13 protein-coding genes are annotated in these 17,454 nt (G+C 46.9%); 4 read left to right on the plus strand and 9 right to left on the minus strand.

What is annotated here, in order from left to right:
* Nucleotides 1-250: 250 nt before the first annotated feature.
* Genes E5358_RS09120 through lon form a run of 3 tightly spaced genes read right to left on the minus strand, consistent with a single transcriptional unit; the run spans nucleotide 251 to nucleotide 5,040 of the window.
* A complete protein-coding gene (locus E5358_RS09120) occupies nucleotides 251-1,423 on the minus strand; it encodes an LptF/LptG family permease (RefSeq protein ID WP_135939884.1) in 1,173 nt (390 codons plus the stop codon).
* Nucleotides 1,381-2,508, minus strand: coding sequence for a tRNA guanosine(34) transglycosylase Tgt (gene tgt / locus E5358_RS09125; RefSeq protein WP_135939885.1), 1,128 nt, complete (start codon nucleotides 2,506-2,508; stop codon nucleotides 1,381-1,383). Before tgt ends, E5358_RS09120 begins: the two co-directional genes overlap by 43 nt.
* Nucleotides 2,509-2,544: 36 nt before the next feature.
* A complete protein-coding gene (gene lon / locus E5358_RS09130; RefSeq protein ID WP_135939886.1) occupies nucleotides 2,545-5,040 on the minus strand; it encodes an endopeptidase La in 2,496 nt (831 codons plus the stop codon).
* 238 nt (nucleotides 5,041-5,278) lie between these two features.
* Between lon and E5358_RS09135 the strand changes: the two genes are divergently transcribed.
* Nucleotides 5,279-6,004, plus strand: coding sequence for a tRNA1(Val) (adenine(37)-N6)-methyltransferase (locus E5358_RS09135; RefSeq protein WP_135939887.1), 726 nt, complete (start codon nucleotides 5,279-5,281; stop codon nucleotides 6,002-6,004).
* A gap of 47 nt (nucleotides 6,005-6,051) precedes the next feature.
* On the plus strand, nucleotides 6,052-6,423 hold the full coding sequence (locus E5358_RS09140; protein ID WP_168354625.1) for a beta/alpha barrel domain-containing protein: 372 nt from the start codon (nucleotides 6,052-6,054) through the stop codon (nucleotides 6,421-6,423).
* Nucleotides 6,424-6,535: 112 nt separating this feature from the next.
* Here the strand turns inward: E5358_RS09140 and dnaK are convergent, their stop codons facing one another.
* Nucleotides 6,536-8,446, minus strand: coding sequence for a molecular chaperone DnaK (gene dnaK / locus E5358_RS09145; protein WP_135939889.1), 1,911 nt, complete (start codon nucleotides 8,444-8,446; stop codon nucleotides 6,536-6,538).
* A gap of 307 nt (nucleotides 8,447-8,753) precedes the next feature.
* Between dnaK and E5358_RS09150 the strand changes: the two genes are divergently transcribed.
* Both E5358_RS09150 and E5358_RS09155 read left to right on the plus strand, forming a co-directional pair.
* Nucleotides 8,754-9,482 (plus strand): WGR domain-containing protein, encoded by a 729-nt coding sequence (locus tag E5358_RS09150; protein WP_135939890.1) that lies wholly within the window; start codon nucleotides 8,754-8,756, stop codon nucleotides 9,480-9,482.
* 60 nt (nucleotides 9,483-9,542) lie between these two features.
* Nucleotides 9,543-10,523, plus strand: coding sequence for an aldo/keto reductase (locus tag E5358_RS09155; RefSeq protein ID WP_135939891.1), 981 nt, complete (start codon nucleotides 9,543-9,545; stop codon nucleotides 10,521-10,523).
* Nucleotides 10,524-11,408: 885 nt separating this feature from the next.
* Here the strand turns inward: E5358_RS09155 and E5358_RS09160 are convergent.
* The 5 genes from E5358_RS09160 to E5358_RS09180 all read right to left on the minus strand — a co-directional run bounded on the left by E5358_RS09160 (nucleotide 11,409) and on the right by E5358_RS09180 (nucleotide 17,207).
* Nucleotides 11,409-13,331 (minus strand): RelA/SpoT family protein, encoded by a 1,923-nt coding sequence (locus E5358_RS09160; RefSeq protein WP_135939892.1) that lies wholly within the window; start codon nucleotides 13,329-13,331, stop codon nucleotides 11,409-11,411.
* A gap of 139 nt (nucleotides 13,332-13,470) precedes the next feature.
* Nucleotides 13,471-14,019 (minus strand): hypothetical protein, encoded by a 549-nt coding sequence (locus E5358_RS09165; RefSeq protein ID WP_135939893.1) that lies wholly within the window; start codon nucleotides 14,017-14,019, stop codon nucleotides 13,471-13,473.
* Between the two features lie 188 nt (nucleotides 14,020-14,207).
* Entirely contained in the window at nucleotides 14,208-15,227 is a 1,020-nt protein-coding gene (locus E5358_RS09170; protein WP_135939894.1) for a zinc-binding alcohol dehydrogenase family protein, read from the minus strand.
* A 70-nt stretch (nucleotides 15,228-15,297) separates the two neighbouring features.
* The gene (locus E5358_RS09175; protein ID WP_135939964.1) at nucleotides 15,298-16,218 is read right to left on the minus strand and encodes an amidohydrolase family protein; all 921 of its coding nucleotides are present in this window, start codon (nucleotides 16,216-16,218) and stop codon (nucleotides 15,298-15,300) included.
* A gap of 41 nt (nucleotides 16,219-16,259) precedes the next feature.
* Entirely contained in the window at nucleotides 16,260-17,207 is a 948-nt protein-coding gene (locus E5358_RS09180) for an aldo/keto reductase (protein WP_135939895.1), read from the minus strand.
* Between the last annotated feature and the right edge of the window lie 247 nt (nucleotides 17,208-17,454).

The following is a 17,454-nucleotide window of genomic DNA, read 5'->3' on the forward strand; positions in this document are numbered from 1 at the left end:
TTTTTTGTATTTTAGCGAATAATTAACGAATATAAATTAGTTTGAACAAGTTCATCTCTAAAAATACAAAAATAGCCGTATTATTACTCGAAATAGAGTTTTATACGGCTATTTCAACTTTAGTAGTTAGGGGGTGTAAGTTATTGAAATTGTCATCTTATTTTTGACACACATACACTTTTTAAGTATGTCAAATTTCTATATCAACAAATCTCTTTGCAAAGGTTGACTTTGAAATTATTCAAATATTTTATTTCGGTGCATGCCTGTAGCAGAAGTACGCTACTGCGCCAAAGATGAAGTTCGGCATCCATGCTGCGAGGGCAGGAGGGGCACCGGCATTTATGGCGAAAGTCGCGCTGATGGTCTGAAGCATGATGTATATGAAACTGAGTGCCAGACCGATACCGAGGTACATGCCCATGCCGCCTTTGCGCTTGCGTGAGGACAGTGAGACACCGATGATGGTGAGAATGAATGAGGCGAAGGATGAGGCTATACGCTTGTGGTACTCCACTTCGTACTGCACGATGTTCTTCGAACCACGGTCAATCTGCTTGTTGATGTACTCTTTGAGCTGTGGGGAGGTGAAGGTTTCCTGCTGTCCTTTGGAGAACACGAGGTCAATCGGCTCCATCTGTATCAGTGTGTCCAAGGCATTGCCACTGGTGATGTATTCCCGCATGCCTTTCATCTCACGGATTTTCCAGTTTGTCGCTTTCCAGTGGTATTTGGCGTTTGCGAGTGTGTCGTACTGGATGCTGGATGCTGTCATGTGGGAGACAAGCTTTTTGTTCTCGAACTTGTCAAGGCAGAAGCCGAATCCCGTCTTGTGGATGTTGTCGTAATGCTTTATGTACGCGATGACGCCTTTGTCCACCTGCAGCTGCACATTGTCGGCGGAAGTGTTCTTCTTGTTGTTCTTGTACATAGACTCGAAATTCTGTCGCACGACATTTCCTTTCGGAATGATGTAGGATGCGAGATAGAATGACATGGCGCTGATAAGTACGCATGCAATCATATATGGGCGCATCAGTCGCTTGAAACTTACTCCTGCAGCAATGATAGCGATTATCTCCGAGTTGCCTGCCAACTTTGACGTGAAGAATATCACGGCAATGAAGCAGAAGAGCGGTGAGAAGAGGTTTGCGAAATATGGCACGAAATTGGCATAGTAGTCGAAGACTATGGCTTGCCATGGTGCGTGGTACTGTGTGAATTTTGCAAGGTTCTCGTTGAAGTCGAAGACAATGGAAATGGAGATGATGAGGAATATTGAGAAGAAATACGTTCCGATGAACTTACTGATGATGTAAGTGTCAAGACGTTTCAGTCCCAATAGTCCTCTTATTGTCCTTTTGTTTATCCCGGGCAGGTTTATCTTCTTAAGCCGAGATTGTAGATTACGGAGTTTTTCCATTGTGTGAAATCACCTTTTATTATATGTTCGCGTGCGTCGGTGACGAGGCGTAGGTAGAATGCAAGATTGTGTATTGAGGCAATCTGCATGGCAAGGAGCTCTTGTGCCTTGAACAGATGATGAAGATATGCCTTTGTGTAAATCCTGTCAACATCGCATCCGTCCGGGTCGATAGGTGAGAAATCATCCTCCCATTTCTTGTTCTTCATGTTCATTGTGCCTTCGTAGGTGAAGAGCATTGCATTGCGCCCGTTGCGTGTCGGCATCACGCAGTCAAACATGTCGACACCACGTTCTATGGCTTCAAGGATGTTTTGCGGAGTGCCCACTCCCATAAGATAGCGTGGCTTGTCTTTAGGAAGTATTTCGTTGACAACTTCAATCATCTCGTACATGATTTCAGTAGGTTCGCCTACGGCAAGTCCTCCGATAGCATTGGCATCAGCCCCTTTATCTGCTATGAATTTAGCTGATTCACGGCGCAGTTCCGGATATTTGCATCCCTGCACGATAGGCATGAGTGTCTGCTCGTATCCATAGAGAGGTTCGGTCTCATTGAAGCGTTTCAGGCAGCGGTCAAGCCAGCGGTGGGTCATCTGCATGGACTTCTTTGCATACTCAAAGTCTGCCTCTCCCGGTGCGCATTCGTCAAACGCCATCATGATGTCAGCGCCGATTATGCGCTCGGTGTCCATGACATTCTCAGGAGTGAAGATGTGGCGTGAGCCGTCGATGTGCGACTGAAATGTGCATCCCTCCTCTTTCAGCTTTCTTATGCCGGTGAGTGAGAAGACCTGAAAGCCTCCGGAATCAGTCAGTATTGGTCGTTCCCAACCGTTGAATCCGTGCAGACCGCCTGCCTTTCGCAGTATGTCAAGTCCGGGGCGGAGATAGAGGTGGTAAGTGTTGCCGAGGATAATCTGTGCCTTCACCTGTTCACGAAGCTCCGAGAAATGTACGCCCTTTACGGCACCGCATGTGCCGACGGGCATGAAGATAGGAGTCTTTATCTCTCCGTGAGCAGTTGTTATTGTTCCCGCTCTTGCGTCAGAAGCGTTGTCAGTATATTCTAATTTGAATTTCATGTGATAATCTTTTTTATATGGCAAGACACATCAGGCTTATGCCGTCTGTGTCTTGTCTTTTTCAGGTTCGATAGTGAACTCTATTGCATTGTCAACCTTCTCATCTGTCAGGGCAAAATCCCAAACATCCTTGACATTCTCCACATAATGGAACTCCAGGCCGGTAAGGTAGAAGTCAGCAATCTCTTCAATGTCCTTCCTGTTTTCATGGCATAGGAGGATGTCGGTGATGCCTGCGCGTTTTGCTGCAAGAATCTTCTCCTTTATTCCTCCGACCGGGAGGACACGTCCGCGTAGGGTAATCTCTCCGGTCATTGCCGTGTTCTTGCGCACTTTACGCTGTGTCAGTGCAGAGGCGATGGAAGTGGCAATGGTGATGCCGGCTGACGGACCGTCCTTTGGGGTTGCACCCTCAGGAACGTGGATGTGGATGTTGTAGTTGTCGAAAATGCGATAGTCGATGTTGAGCAGGTCAGAGTGAGCCTTGCAGTATTCGAGTGCGAGAACGGCAGACTCTTTCATGACATCGCCGAGGTTTCCTGTCAGTGTCAGCTTTCCAGCCTTGCCTTTTGAAAGGGATGTCTCGATAAAGAGGATTTCTCCACCTACACTTGTCCATGCAAGTCCCGTAACGACTCCGGCGTAATTATTGCCCTGATAGATTTCACGGGTAACCAACGGCTTGCCAAGATATTTCTCAATATCGTCAACCTGTATTTTCTCCAAGCCGGTCTCTTCGCTTTCTTTTGTAAGCATCTCCACCGCCAGTTTGCGCAGAACCTTGTTGATTTGACGGTCAAGCTGGCGCACACCGCTTTCGCGTGTGTATTGCTCAATGATTCTTATGAGCGCCTTCTTGTCAAATTTCAGGTCTTTGTATTCCTTTCCTGCAAATCCGTTGTCCTGTTTGTCGCGCTTGACGAGATGGCGTTTTGCAATCTCATACTTCTCTTCTGTGGTATAACCTGTGATCTCTATGATTTCCATACGGTCAAGCAATGGTTTCGGGAGAGTGCCGAGGTCGTTTGCCGTACAAATGAACAGCACGTCGGAGAGGTCATAGTCCACATCAAGATAGTTGTCGTGGAATGTGGAGTTTTGTTCCGGGTCGAGCACTTCGAGGAGTGCTGATGTCGGGTCGCCGTTTATTGTTTTCTGTGTTACCTTGTCAATCTCGTCAAGGATGAATACAGGATTCGATGAGCCAACCTTCTGCAGTGCCTTGATGATGCGTCCCGGCATTGCTCCGATGTATGTACGGCGATGACCGCGAATCTCGCTCTCATCGTGCATTCCGCCCAAAGATATGCGTGCATATTTTCGGTTGATAGCTTTGGCAATGGACTTGCCGAGTGAGGTCTTTCCTACTCCCGGAGGGCCGAAAAGGCAGATAATCTGTGACTTGTGCCTTATTTCCTCATTGTTCTGGCGTGCCATTGAACGTAGCTTCATGACAGCAAGGAATTCAAGGATTCTCTCCTTCACCTTTTCCATGGCATAATGGTCAGAGTTCAGAACTTTCTCAGCATGCTTCAGGTCGAGGTTATCGACGGTCTTTTCACCCCATGGCAGGGATACGAATGTCTGGAGATAAGTCAGTTGGATCTGATAGTCCGGAGACTGAGGATTGTAGTTGTCCAGCTTGTCATATTCCCTTTCAAAAACTTTCTTGACATCTTCGCTCCATTTCTGTGCTGCGGCTTTGTCCTTCAGCGCTTTCTTCTCAGGCGAGCCTTCGCTGCCACCAAGTTCCTCGCGGATGTTGCGCATCTGCTGGTGAAGGAAATACTCACGCTGCTGCTCGTCAATGTCTTCGTGTGTCTTGTTCTGTATGTTGAGTTTCAGGTCAAGGAATTGTATTTCACGGCTGAGGATTCTCAGAAGGTTGAACAATCGTTCCTTGATGCTTTGTGTCTCCAAAAGCCCCATCTTCTCGGTAATGGAAATAGGGAGGTTGGTTGCCGAGAAGTTTGTAACAAGTATGTTGTTTGAGATGTTCTGCAGTGCGAAAGCAGACTCGTTAGGGAATTCATCGTTTTTCTGTATGTATTCCTCCATGCTGCGGCGCATGGTTTTTACGGCAGTGTTGAATTCCGTGTCGTCTGCTTTTGGCAGCAATTCCGGCATGGCACTTACTTTGCCTTCAAAATATGCCGGTGTATAATAGAAATCATCAAGCGTACAACGGCTGAGGCCTTGCACAATTGCTGTCTTTTGGTTTCCCGGCAGGTCAATGACTTTCACCAGTTTGGCATATACTCCGGTAGTGTACACATCCTCTTTTGACGGAATCTCTACGTCGGAATTGCGTTGGCAGAACACTGCGAATATGCGGTTAGGGTTTGCTCTCATTGCGTCAATGAGACCTACACTCTGTTCGCGTCCGATAAGGATAGGGCAGATTACCCCGGGAAACATCACGATATTCCTTGTGGCAAGGATAGGGATAACTCCATCAAAATTTATGTCAAATAAAGTCTCTATATCGCCTTCATAGTCGGCAATCATTTGTATCTGTGAGTTCTCGTTCATATAATCTTTGTCAGAATTCGTAAGTTGGTTGTTTTTTTCTTTGTCCTTAATTTTTAGGCTATTGAGTGTGCAAAATTACGAAAAAATATTAGAACAATCGAAAGTTTTCTTTAATTATTACAATAATTAAGGCTTTTCATAGTTACTTATAGTAAGCAGACTGTTGAAATGCAGTTGTCTTATGCATGGTTTGCTGTTCATTCGTATTATCAAAACTGTTATTCTAAAGGAACAATTAATGAGCAATGATTATTTTCAATTCAAGCAATTTACTGTCCGTCAACCTCGTGCGGCTATGAAGGTGGGAACAGACGGAGTGCTTCTCGGTACTTTGGGCGAAGGTGGTAGTAGAGTGCTTGACATCGGTGCGGGGACAGGTGTTGTTTCATTGATGTTCGCACAGCGTTTTCCTGACGCACAAGTGACGGCGATAGAAATTGACGATAATGCATATTTGGATGCTTATGACAATTTCGCAGCTTCTCCTTTTGCTGACAGACTAACGCTTGTGAAAGGGAATTTCAGCAAGTTCTCTTCTGACGAGAGTTTGTGGCATGGGCAGGAAAAACCTGTCTTTGACTGTATTGTGAGCAATCCGCCGTACTATGATGATAGTTTTGAGAATCCGGACGAAGGGAGGACAAGGGCACGGCACACTTCAAGCCTTTCTTTCCATGACCTTGTTAGTGGTGCATATTCATTGCTGGAAGACGGTGGTTTTTTTTCTGCAAGTATACCGGTGGAAGCTTTTAAACGGTTCACTGCCGAATGTCTGATAACAGGATTCTGCATGAAGCACTGCTATGCCATAAAGACAGTGCCACGAAAACAGCCGAAACGTTTCATCCTTGTGTTCAAGAAAGGAATGCACTGTGAACCTGTTGAAGAGATATGTTGTCTCTTAAATGCCGATGGCTCACGGAGTGAATGGTATCAGGAGATTATGAAGGAGTTTTATTTATAAACAGATGGAGTTGTTAAGTTATGGGAAAGGCACGAATCATACATGATATGTCAGAGTTGAATCAGGATATTGTAGAACTTGTATTTGATAGGAATAATCCGCTGTATATTAAACAATTACCATCCTGTTGCGGGACTCTTCCTGACAGGGCGGACAATTCCACTTTGTCGTCTCCAGAATCTTCCGTAAAGCGTGTCGGCATTTTCGTTGATGACATGCCGCAGAATGTTGTCACACGCGTATATAATTACAAGCTTTCCTACATAAAATTCTGTGGAAACGAAACCGTGACATACATTGAGAACATCAAGCGCACGCTCGTTCCGGATATTTCTCCGGACATCAAGATAATCAAGGTGGTGCAATCAACAGATGCAGTCTCCAATTATATTGATTGGGTTGATGTAGTTGTTTGCTAATATAAAGATAAAATCTGGCATAACGATAATATAGTGTTTATTTACATATAACAACAGAAAGGAGTGTGACATTCTAAGTTACACTCCTTTCTGTTGTTATATGCTGTTGCTCTTACTTCACCTCCTCAAAATCTGCGTCCTGAGCGTCCGAAGAGTTGGAGCCGGTGTTGCTGTTCTGAGCACCGCCGTTGAAGCCGCCGTTCATGTCCGGACCTGCCTGTGGGCCAGCCTGAGCACCGGCTTGGTACATCTTCTGTGCGACAGTGTTGAGCTCTGCGATTGCAGTGTCAATAGCAGCGATGTCCTGAGCCTTGTGAGCATCTTTCAGCTTCTGGATAGATGCCTCCATCTCTGACTTCACATCAGCAGGAAGTTTGTCACCCTGTTCCTTGAGCATGTTCTCTGTCTGGAAAATCATGGAGTCAGCCTGATTGAGCTTGTCAATCTTCTCACGCTCCTTCTTGTCTGCGTCAGCATTAGCCTCTGCTTCTGCCTTCATGCGCTCGATGTCCTCCTTTGAAAGACCGGATGAAGCCTCGATGCGGATAGACTGCTCTTTGCCGGTTGCCTTGTCCTTTGCAGATACGGAGAGGATACCGTTGGCATCGATGTCGAATGTCACCTCAATCTGTGGAACACCACGGCGTGCCGGTGCGATACCTTCGAGGTTGAAGTTGCCGATGGACTTGTTCTGTGATGCCATCGGGCGTTCGCCCTGAAGAACGTGGATAGTAACGGCTGTCTGGTTGTCAGCTGCGGTAGAGAACACTTCGCTCTTCTTGCAAGGGATTGTAGAGTTTGCGTCGATAAGCTTTGTCATCACGCCACCCATTGTCTCAATACCGAGGGTAAGAGGTGTAACGTCGAGGAGCACGATGTCCTGACCTGCGTCACCGGCAAGGATAGCACCCTGGATAGCAGCACCTACTGCCACAACCTCATCAGGGTTAACACCCTTTGAAGGCTCTTTGCCGAAGAAGTTCTTGACAACCTCCTGCACGGCAGGGATACGGCTTGAACCACCTACGAGGATAACCTCGTCAATGTCTGATGTTGAAATCTTTGCGTCACGCACTGCGTTCTGGCAAGGCACGAGGCAAGCCTGGATGAGGGAGTGAGCAAGCTGCTCGAACTGTGAGCGTGTGAGAGTCTTCACGAGGTGCTTAGGCACACCGCCCTCTGCTGAGATGTAAGGCAGGTTGATTTCTGTTGAAGTAGTGCTTGAAAGCTCAATCTTTGCCTTCTCGGCAGCCTCCTTAAGACGCTGCATAGCCATTGGATCCTTTGTGAGGTCGATGCCCTCGTCTGCCTTGAAACCGTTGGCAAGCCACTCGATGATCACGTGGTCGAAATCGTCACCGCCGAGGTGTGTGTCACCGTTTGTTGAGAGAACCTCAAACACACCGCCGCCGAACTCAAGGATTGAGATATCGAATGTACCGCCGCCGAGGTCGAATACAGCAATCTTCATGTCCTTGTTTGCCTTGTCAACACCGTAAGCGAGAGCTGCCGCTGTCGGCTCGTTGACGATACGCTTAACGTTAAGACCTGCAATCTGACCTGCCTCCTTTGTTGCCTGACGCTGTGAGTCTGAGAAATAAGCCGGTACGGTGATGACAGCTTCTGTCACTTCCTGCCCGAGGTAATCCTCAGCAGTCTTCTTCATTTTCTGAAGAACTATTGCAGAAATCTCCTGTGGAGTATATTTCTTGCCGTCGATGTCAACGCGTGGCACGCCACCTTCATTGACTACAGAGTAAGGCATGCGTGCAGCCTCTTTTGCTGACTGCTCATAAGTCTCACCCATGAAACGCTTGATAGAGTAGACTGTGTTCTTAGGGTTGGTGATTGCCTGACGCTTTGCAGGGTCACCCACCTTGCGCTCACCATTCTCTGCGAAGCCTACGATAGAAGGTGTTGTGCGCTTGCCTTCGCTGTTTGCTATAACAACCGGCTCGTTGCCTTCAAACACAGAGACACAGGAGTTTGTTGTTCCGAGGTCAATACCGATAATCTTTCCCATAATTTGTTTCCTTTCTTTATATTTTTAATGTTTATACTTTCGTTCTTGTTTTGCGGGAACTTGTGTTTTAGGATGCCCCGCTGCCTATAAAGTTACAATGACCGTGCCAACAGATAAAATATGCCACAGTCTGCCACTTTGGCAGTGTCTGTCAGTCCCTTTGGGCGAAAACCTCATAATATATGATTCTTTGGCATAAAAAGACTTCCAAAATTATTGTTTGTCTGTTTTTTTTGTTACCTTTGTACTTGTTCAGGCGAAACAGTTGTTTCACTACCTATGATAACTAATTAAAAACAAGAGTGATATGAAAAGAGGCTTTGTGTATAAGGACGACAAGACACATAAGTTTTGGTGGATAGACTACAGTGGTTGCAGTTTTGCGGTAGGCTACGGCAGATGTGACCGTATAGGAACATTCGGTTTGAAGGAATTTGACACAGAGGAAGAGTGTAGGAAGGAAGCTGAAAAGATTATCCGTTCAAAGATAAAGAAAGGCTATGTTGAGGATGAAAACTTTGATTTTGTCAACAGATTATATCTTGACAATGAAGAGTACGGACTGAACCCTAAGACTTCTCACCCGCGATTTGCCGAGCATTTCCGTGAGGATTTCTATTATTCGGAATGCGATGAGGAGGCTCCGTTTGGTAGTGACGAGGGACATGACACATTAACCGGCATATATGAATACATAAGGAAAATGCCTGATTTTGACTTTGACGCTTTTCCACGGAAATTCATTGAAGAGGCATGTGGGATGACGTATGTCGCGGCAGACACTCTTGATGCAGAGGAAGTTCAAGAAATGTCATCAGACATGATGACTGAGATGAATATGGTTCAAAGCGACATTGTCACTTACGCCACCGCTTTTGCGCAGATAAAGATAACCGGCTTAATCTCATCCGGGCTGAAGGAACGTGGCATCCAAGCTATCAAGAGACTGTCATTGATAGATGGGATGCCTTGGAATGAGAATGAAATCCAAAGAAAGATGATAGACGACCTCATGTCATTCAGCTTTACGGTTTAAGAAGCTCTTTGATGAAGGAAATGTCGTAATAAAACATACATTAATAATAAATGGAAAATTATGAATCAAAGAAAATTTGGCAAAACAAACCGCATGGTCAGTGAAATAGGTCTTGGAACCTGGCAGCTTGGCACTAAGTGGGGCGAGCCTTTTAACGAGGCGGAAGCTCAAAGAATCCTGGAGGCGAGTTATGAAAGTGGAATCAACCTGATTGACACCGCCGATATTTACAATGGTGGCAACAGTGAACTCGCTATCGGCAAGTTCATTGCAAAACACAAAGACCATTTCTTTGTTGTAACCAAGTGTGGCAGAGGATTGAATCCTCACACAGCTGAGGGATATACTGCCGAAAACATGGAGCGGTTTATCGACGGCAGCCTGAAACGCATGGGTGTTGAGCAATTGGACCTTGTGCTTCTCCATTGCCCTCCAACATCCGTGTACCGAAAGGACGAACTGTTTGCGGGCATGGAAAATCTTGTGCGGAAAGGGAAAATCAGCCACTACGGTGTCAGCATAGAGAAGGTCTCCGAAGGCTTGCAGGCGATGGAATATCCTATCGCTGCCATGGAGGTGATTTTCAACATGTTCCGCCTGAAACCATTGGAGGAGCTCTTCCCGGCTGCAAAGGCAAATGATGTGGGCATTCTGGCTCGTGTGCCTTTGGCAAGCGGACTGCTTACGGGCAGATACACGAAGGAGACTGTGTTTGGCAAGGAGGATCATCGTAGCTATAACCGAAACGGCGAAGCGTTCGATAAGGGCGAGACTTTCTCCGGTGTGGATTACGAACTCGGATTGCAGGCAGTAGGGGAACTGAAGAAGTTATTCCATACTGAGGACCTTATCCCTTATGCATTGCGCTGGATTCTGATGCACGATGCTGTGAGCACTGTCATTCCCGGTGCGAGCAAGCATGAACAAGTGCTGTCCAATGTGAGGGCTGCCGAACTTCCAGGACTGACACCGGAGCAAATGGACGGTGTCGCTGCGATTTACGACCGCTATATCCGTGAATCCGTGCATAGCAACTGGTAAAAGGAAATTCGCTGCTATTGATACATAGCTCCCACAATCAACAAAAAGACTGTGGGAGTTTTTTTTGTATTATGAATGTAGTGTTTGCAACGGATTGTAAAACTTATTATAGTCAAGCAAAATTGAATTGCGAAAACTCCTATTCCTTATTGCCAATATTTTCATACAAAGTGTGGCAGAGCCACATTTTATGCAAAATATTTCTTATGCAAGTGTGGTTTCACAACTACTTGTGGATGTTTACCGGACGACTGCAATAATATAATGCTTGCATTTTCCTGTATTGAAAATGCTTGCTGTCGGAAGTGTGTGTTGTCATTGTTGCACTCGCGCTTTGGCACTTCCGATAGCAGTTTTTGTGGTTGGCGGGCAGGAGTTGCGCATGTTGAGAAATCTCTGAAAAATATGCATGAGTTTTCCAATTCTCTATTTATCATAATAGGCAGAATGCTGTTAGAAACAGTCTTTTGTAGTGTTTGAAAATGCCTGTATTGGCAGTTTTCTTGTGTTTTTCTGTCAAAAAAGCACAAGAAAGGTAGCTTTTGGCATTGCGAAATGTTACCTTCTGTATTACGAAAGGTAACCTTTCACAAAGTCAAGTGTAACCTTTTGCAATAATAGATAATGCCAAGAAATATTTATAAATGCATAAACTATTGAATAACAGATAGTTGGTGAAATTGTGAGATTTTGCGAATTTCACAGCTTACAGAATGTTTTTTGTTTTTATGCGAGTATTTTGGGGCAAAAAAGCTGTGAGTTTTCTTTTGTAAAATGGTTTTTCTGCCTTATCTCCGGCGGTGCATATAAGGTTTGCAAAATAAAAAAATCCGCCACTCATGATAGGGTGGCGGATGGATTATTGTCATTGGTATAGGTTATGATTTACAGGTTCTGCACCCGTCGCACCTCATCCACTCCGGGGATGCTGTACAGGGACTGTATGGCAGAGTTGAGCTCTCGGATGGAGTGAACGTAGAATGTCACGGTGAGGTCCGTTATGTCGTCATTGGTCTCTGTTTTAAGTGAGTCGATGAACAGATGCAGGTCGTTGGTGATTTTCGACAATATGTCGATGAACAGGTGATAGCGGTCTATTGCCTTGATGTATATTGTCACAGGGTATTTTCTGTCAGGGCTTTCGTCGAATTCCATGTAGATGATGTTGTCACCGAACTTAGATGCGAGCCGTATCGCCTCCGGGCAGTTGCGTCGGTGGAGCGTTATGGAGTTGTCCTCCTCACGGAAGCCGATTGTCTCTCCTCCCGGCAGAGGCAGGCAGCATGTGCATCGCTGGTACTGTTGCTTTGCAAGTTCTTTGGAGAAATAGGAGCGTAGACTGCGTTTCGCCTTGTAGCTCTGCACATATTGCATCCATTCAGCCTTTGGCAGTGCATCGTCTTCCATTCCGATTTCCACTACATCGCCACGGTTGAGCACCGTGCGCACGGACATTAGTTTGCTGTTTATGCGGGCGTATTTAGCGTGCAGTCCGATGTCTGTGTGCAGTTCGAATGCGAAATCAAGTGCGGTCGAACCCTTCGGCAGTATGATGGCTTCTCCCTTTGGTGTGAATGCGAGGACGTCATCATAGTAAAGGGATGACTTTATGCTCTCGATAAATCCCTGTGTCTGTGATTCTGCGGCAATCTCTTTGAGTATCTTCCGGAATTTCTCTATCCATTTGCGTACATTCTGCAGTGACACATTGTTTCCGCAGTTGCGTGTCTCGGCGCGTTCCGCCACCTCCGCCATGCATCCGAACCGTGATGCCTCGACCATTTTGTCTGAGCAGATTTGCACGTCTTCCCATATGCCTTCGTGGGAGAGAAGCATCACGTTGATGGACTTGTAGGAGTTCTCCTTGCCTTGGTCGATGAGGTTCTGGAACGAGCCCGGCTTCTCGTTGTATTTGTTTGTGAGGAGGGAGTAGATGTACAGGCATATTGTTTTTTCAGACAATTCACTGCCGTTGCATCCGGAGAATGTCACACGGATATAGTACCGGTTGTCAAGGTGTATGAAATCCTTGTTGGAGGCTTTCATGCGTCGCCATATAGAATAAGGTGCTCTCCAATAGACAGTGGCCTTTGCATCGATGCCTGCCTCATGGAGTATCGCCTCGATGTCGTCCGTAAAGAGTTTCAGTCGTGCACTGTTGTCCTTCTTATCCTTGTCAAGTTTGAGGACGATGTCAGTGTATTCCATGCCGCAGCGGTACTTGAATGAAAGGTTCTCAAGGTCCGTCTTTACATCAAAGAGACCGAGGCGGTTTGCCAAAGGAGCATAGAAATAGTCCGTCTCGCCGGCAATCTTCATCTGTTTGTCCGGTCGCATGGACGACAGTGTGCGCATGTTATGCAGGCGGTCGGCGATTTTCACCATAAGTGCGCGGATGTCAAACTGCATGGATGAGAGCAGTTGCTGGTAGTTGTCCACCTGCTTGGAGAATTTGTATTTTGATTTCTTGCGTTTGGTCACGGCATCGACAAGGAATGCCACATCATCGCCAAAACGCTCGCGTATGTCGTCAATGGTATATGGGGTGTCCTCTACGATGTCATGAAGGAATGATGCTGTGACGGAGTTGGTGTCAAGCATCAGTTCTTTTGCTGCAATTAGAGCGACGGAGATTGGGTGGATGATGTACGGTTCTCCGCTTTTCCTGCGTTGCTCCTTATGTGCGTTGTATGCGAATTCGTAAGCGTCGTGAAGCTGTTTCAGTTGCCGTGGGGAGACGCGCGGTTCCATGGAGTTGAACACTTTTTCCGCTGTCTCGATAATCATGTTTTCGTATTTGTCTTCCATAGTTGGTCAGGTGTATAGGTGGTTGATAGACAGATAAAAGGAGTGCAGGGGCGAAATGGGTTTGTGGCTTGGGCATAAACGACAAAAGGTAAAAAGCGGAGGGTTATGACCTCAGCTTTTTACCTTTTCGTTTTATGCGTCATTCCAATTCAATACGGTCATCGTATTTTGCCGTGCTGGAGTATCCGGAGTCGTTCACCGACTCCGTAGTGGTAACTTTCTGTTCCGTCAGGCGTCTGTCATCCGTAGGCTCAAGGTGGAACCCGTTGCTTTGTCCGTTGTAGTGTTCCTTGGTGGAGTAGGTGGATTTGTGGGTTCCTCTGCGTTCCACATTGTCATGGTATCTCTTTATGCGCCTTGACTTGGCGTCATTGTTAGGAGTGCCGTAACGTCGTGAAGAAGAGCCGTAGCCATTGTTGTTGCTGTCGTAATAGACACCGTCGTTCTCCACAGCCGTAGCCACACGGTTCCTGTACTGCTGTTCTTTGGCATTCTCAATGGCAGCACCGGTTGCCGCACCTGCTGCCATGCCGACAAGTGTGCCCACATCACGACCGTGGTAGCCACCGGCAATACCTCCGATAGCTGAGCCTATGACTCCGCCGAAACCGGCTCCTGTAGCTGTGTAGGAGCTGCAACTGCTTATCAGAACAAGGACTGACAATGCAAGGAATGTAATCTTTTTCATAACTTTTCTGTCTTTTTTGCCTTGACAGACTCCGTCCGCCTTTGATGTTAACGACGACCGTAACCGTCTCCGCAATCTATACGTAACCTTCTTTGTGGTTGCGAAATTACGGATAATATCTGAAGAGAAAAAGGGGAAATCCATATTGTTGAGGGGGATTCTCCTTTTTCTCCGTAATGTGGGTGGTGTTATCTGAAGTCTACGAGGATGCGGAACACCTGTGCCGGTGCTGCTGCCCATGCCTCCATGCCATCCTTTGCGGTCTCCGGAGTGTAGACTCCTGACACAAAGCGGTCCATCGGAATGCTGGCGTTCTCCAGATATTTCTGCACTGCACGGAAATCACTTGGGTTGGCGTTACGTGAGCCGCGGATGTCCAACTCCTTCTGTACGAAGTACTTTGTCTGGAACTCCACGCCGCTCTTTGCATAGCCGATGCAGACCACACGGCCTGTGAAGCTGACGATGTCGATGGCAGCTGTGTAGGTGATAGGGGATCCTACCGCCTCGATTACGCAGTCAGCACCGTAGCCGTCGGTGTACTCCATGACTTTCTCGAGGAGGTTCTCCTCCTTGGAGTTTATGCCGTACTTTGCGCCAAGGTCCTTGGCAATCTGTAGTTTCTCGGCAGAAAGGTCAACGGCAATCACTGTCGCACCACGTTGCACGGCACGCACAACGGCGCCGAGTCCTACCATGCCGCAGCCGAACACGACAACAGTGTCGATGTCTGTCACCTGACCACGGTCGACAGCGTGGAAACCTACTGACATCGGTTCTATGAGAGCGGCGTCGCGAGTGTTAACACCTTTTACGGGAATAATCTTCTGCCAAGGGAGTGCCATGTACTCGCGCATTGCTCCGTCGCGCTGAACGCCGAGAGTCTCATTGTGCTGGCACGCGTTTACACGCCCGTTACGGCAGGACGCACAGTGACCACAGTTGGTATATGGATTGACGGTCACGACCATGCCCGGCTGCAGTGTGTCAGGGCAGCCCTCACCGACAGCTTCTATTACAGCACCTATCTCGTGGCCCGGAATTACATTTTCTTTTGCCATAGTGTTACGGCCGAGGAATGTGTTCAAGTCTGAACCGCAAAAACCTACATACTCCATTTTGAGAAGTACCTCACCTGCCTTTGCCTCCGGCTTCGGCAGTTCGACAACAGCCATTTGCTGAAGTCCCGGAATCTGAATTGCTTTCATCTTTTTATCTTTATGTCTTTGTTGTTTGATGTTATTGTAATATATTGGTTGAGTGTTTGTTATTGTTGTGCTACTCACTCATGCTTGGGATGTACGGCAACACCGGTATGCTTTCAAATCCGTACACTTTCTTGGCATTTTCGCCGAGAACCATGCGCTTGTCTGTGTCGGTCAGCTCCGTGGATTTCAATATCCAGTCGTATGACTGTCGGTATGTGATGTTTGAAATGGTACGCGGATAGTCCGAACCCCACAGGATTTTCTCCATGCCTACCAAGTCCGCAGCCTCCTTTACGGCACTTATGGCGGAAGGATATGGGTAGTACTCATCGTTGAACAGCCACGTTATGCCTCCCATGTCAGTATAGACATTCTCATGGGAGCACAGCGCCATCTGCTTCTGCCAGTCTTTTCGGTTGACCATGCAGAAATGTCCGAGAACGATTTTAAGGTTCGGGCATTCCTTGATGACAGTCTCCAACTGCTCGTTTTGGCATGCTCCCTCACCAAGTTCGATAGCAAGAATCATGCCATTTTCCTCCATGAGTCGGAACATCTGCATGAACTCCTCCGTGTCAAACCGTATGTTGATATGGTCATCAACCAGTCTTGCCGCCGGAATCTTTATGCCTTTGAATCCACGGCGCAGAAGAACCTGTACTTCAATCAGGAAGCCTGGCTTGCGGAACTCACACATTCCGAACACGAAGAACCTGTCCTGCCACCGTCTGCCGACATACTCGAGATAGTCATTCTGCAGTCCGTCGATGAACTCCTGTGTCACAACCGCTCCACCAACTTGTGCAAAGTCCATGTTGGCAAGGAACTTCTCGGCAGAATTGTAGTTGTCCCGCATCCATGGATTCATCATCTGCACCTCATTGCCCATGAACGAACTCCTGCCGTTCGGCAACTGTTCTATCCGTTTGCCGTTGACAACAGTATGCTGCCAAAGCCACAAATGGGAATGTGCATCGATGATAACCTGCATATTGCCGGACTTATAGTACCGCTCACGGCATTCTGCCTCACTTATGAATTTTTCCATCTTACACGCATCTGGTCACCAATGATGTCCTGAACCTCCTTGACAAGCTCCCAATCGATTGGAGCCTCGGCATACTCCCAGTTCTTCTTCACGTTCGCAGGGTTGGCGGAAGAGAACAGTGTTGTTGCTATGCGAGGGTTGCTGATAGCATACTGTATGGCGAGTTTCTCGATAGGATAGCCTTTCTCATTGACATGAGCGACAGCCTTTTGGCAAGCATCCACAAGCGACTTTGGTGCAGGATGCCATGCCGGAACGCCACGTGAGGAGAGGAGTCCCATGGACAAAGGAGAGGCGTTGATTATGCCGACATTATGCTTTTCAAAGAAATCAAAGTAGTCGTTCAGCAATTCATCGTTCAGGGAATAGTGGCAGAAGCACAATGTTGCCTCCACTGTGCCTTCCGGACAGTGCTCGATGACCCACTTGATGTTCTCCGGCTGCAGGTCTGTTATGCCGACATGACCTACAACACCCTCATCGCGCAGCTTCACAAGTGCAGGGAGAGTCTCGTCGACAATCTTCTGCAAGCCGCCCGGAAGGTCGCCCTGGAACTCTATGTCGTGTACATTGATGAGGTCGATATGGTTGATGTTCAGTCGCTCCAGACTTTCATAGACACTGCGTGTGACACGCTCTGCCGAATAATCCCATGTGTTCTTTCCGTCTACGCCGTATCTTCCGACCTTTGTAGAAAGGTAATATTTGTCACGTGGGATGTTCTTCAATGCCTGTCCGAGCACGGTTTCAGCCTTATAGTGCCCATAATATGGAGAGACATCTATGAAATTCATGCCACAGTCTATTGCTGTGTATACAGCTTCAAGAGACTCTTCCAGTTTTGTTTCACGGAAGACACTGCCAAGCGATGATGCTCCGAAAGACAGTGCAGAAACCTTCATGCCTGTCTTGCCAATCTCGTAGTAGTTCATAATTATTAGTAGTTTGATGTGTTCAATGGTTACTTTATCTTAGTCGGTTGACATTGGCTGCTTTTTGTGCGCGTATATATATAATATTTATGTGTAGCCAATCCAATCCTGCGCCTTTTCATGCAAAATTAACAATTTTATCGGAATTACTGCACATTTTCGTGTTTTTTATTCGACATTTAATATTATTTTTGTAATTTTGCACCCATATTTTATAATTCACGTTATAAACGTATAGGTATTTAAC

Source organism: Palleniella muris, assembly GCF_004792655.1.
GTDB classification, from domain to species: Bacteria; Bacteroidota; Bacteroidia; order Bacteroidales; family Bacteroidaceae; genus Prevotella; species Prevotella muris_A.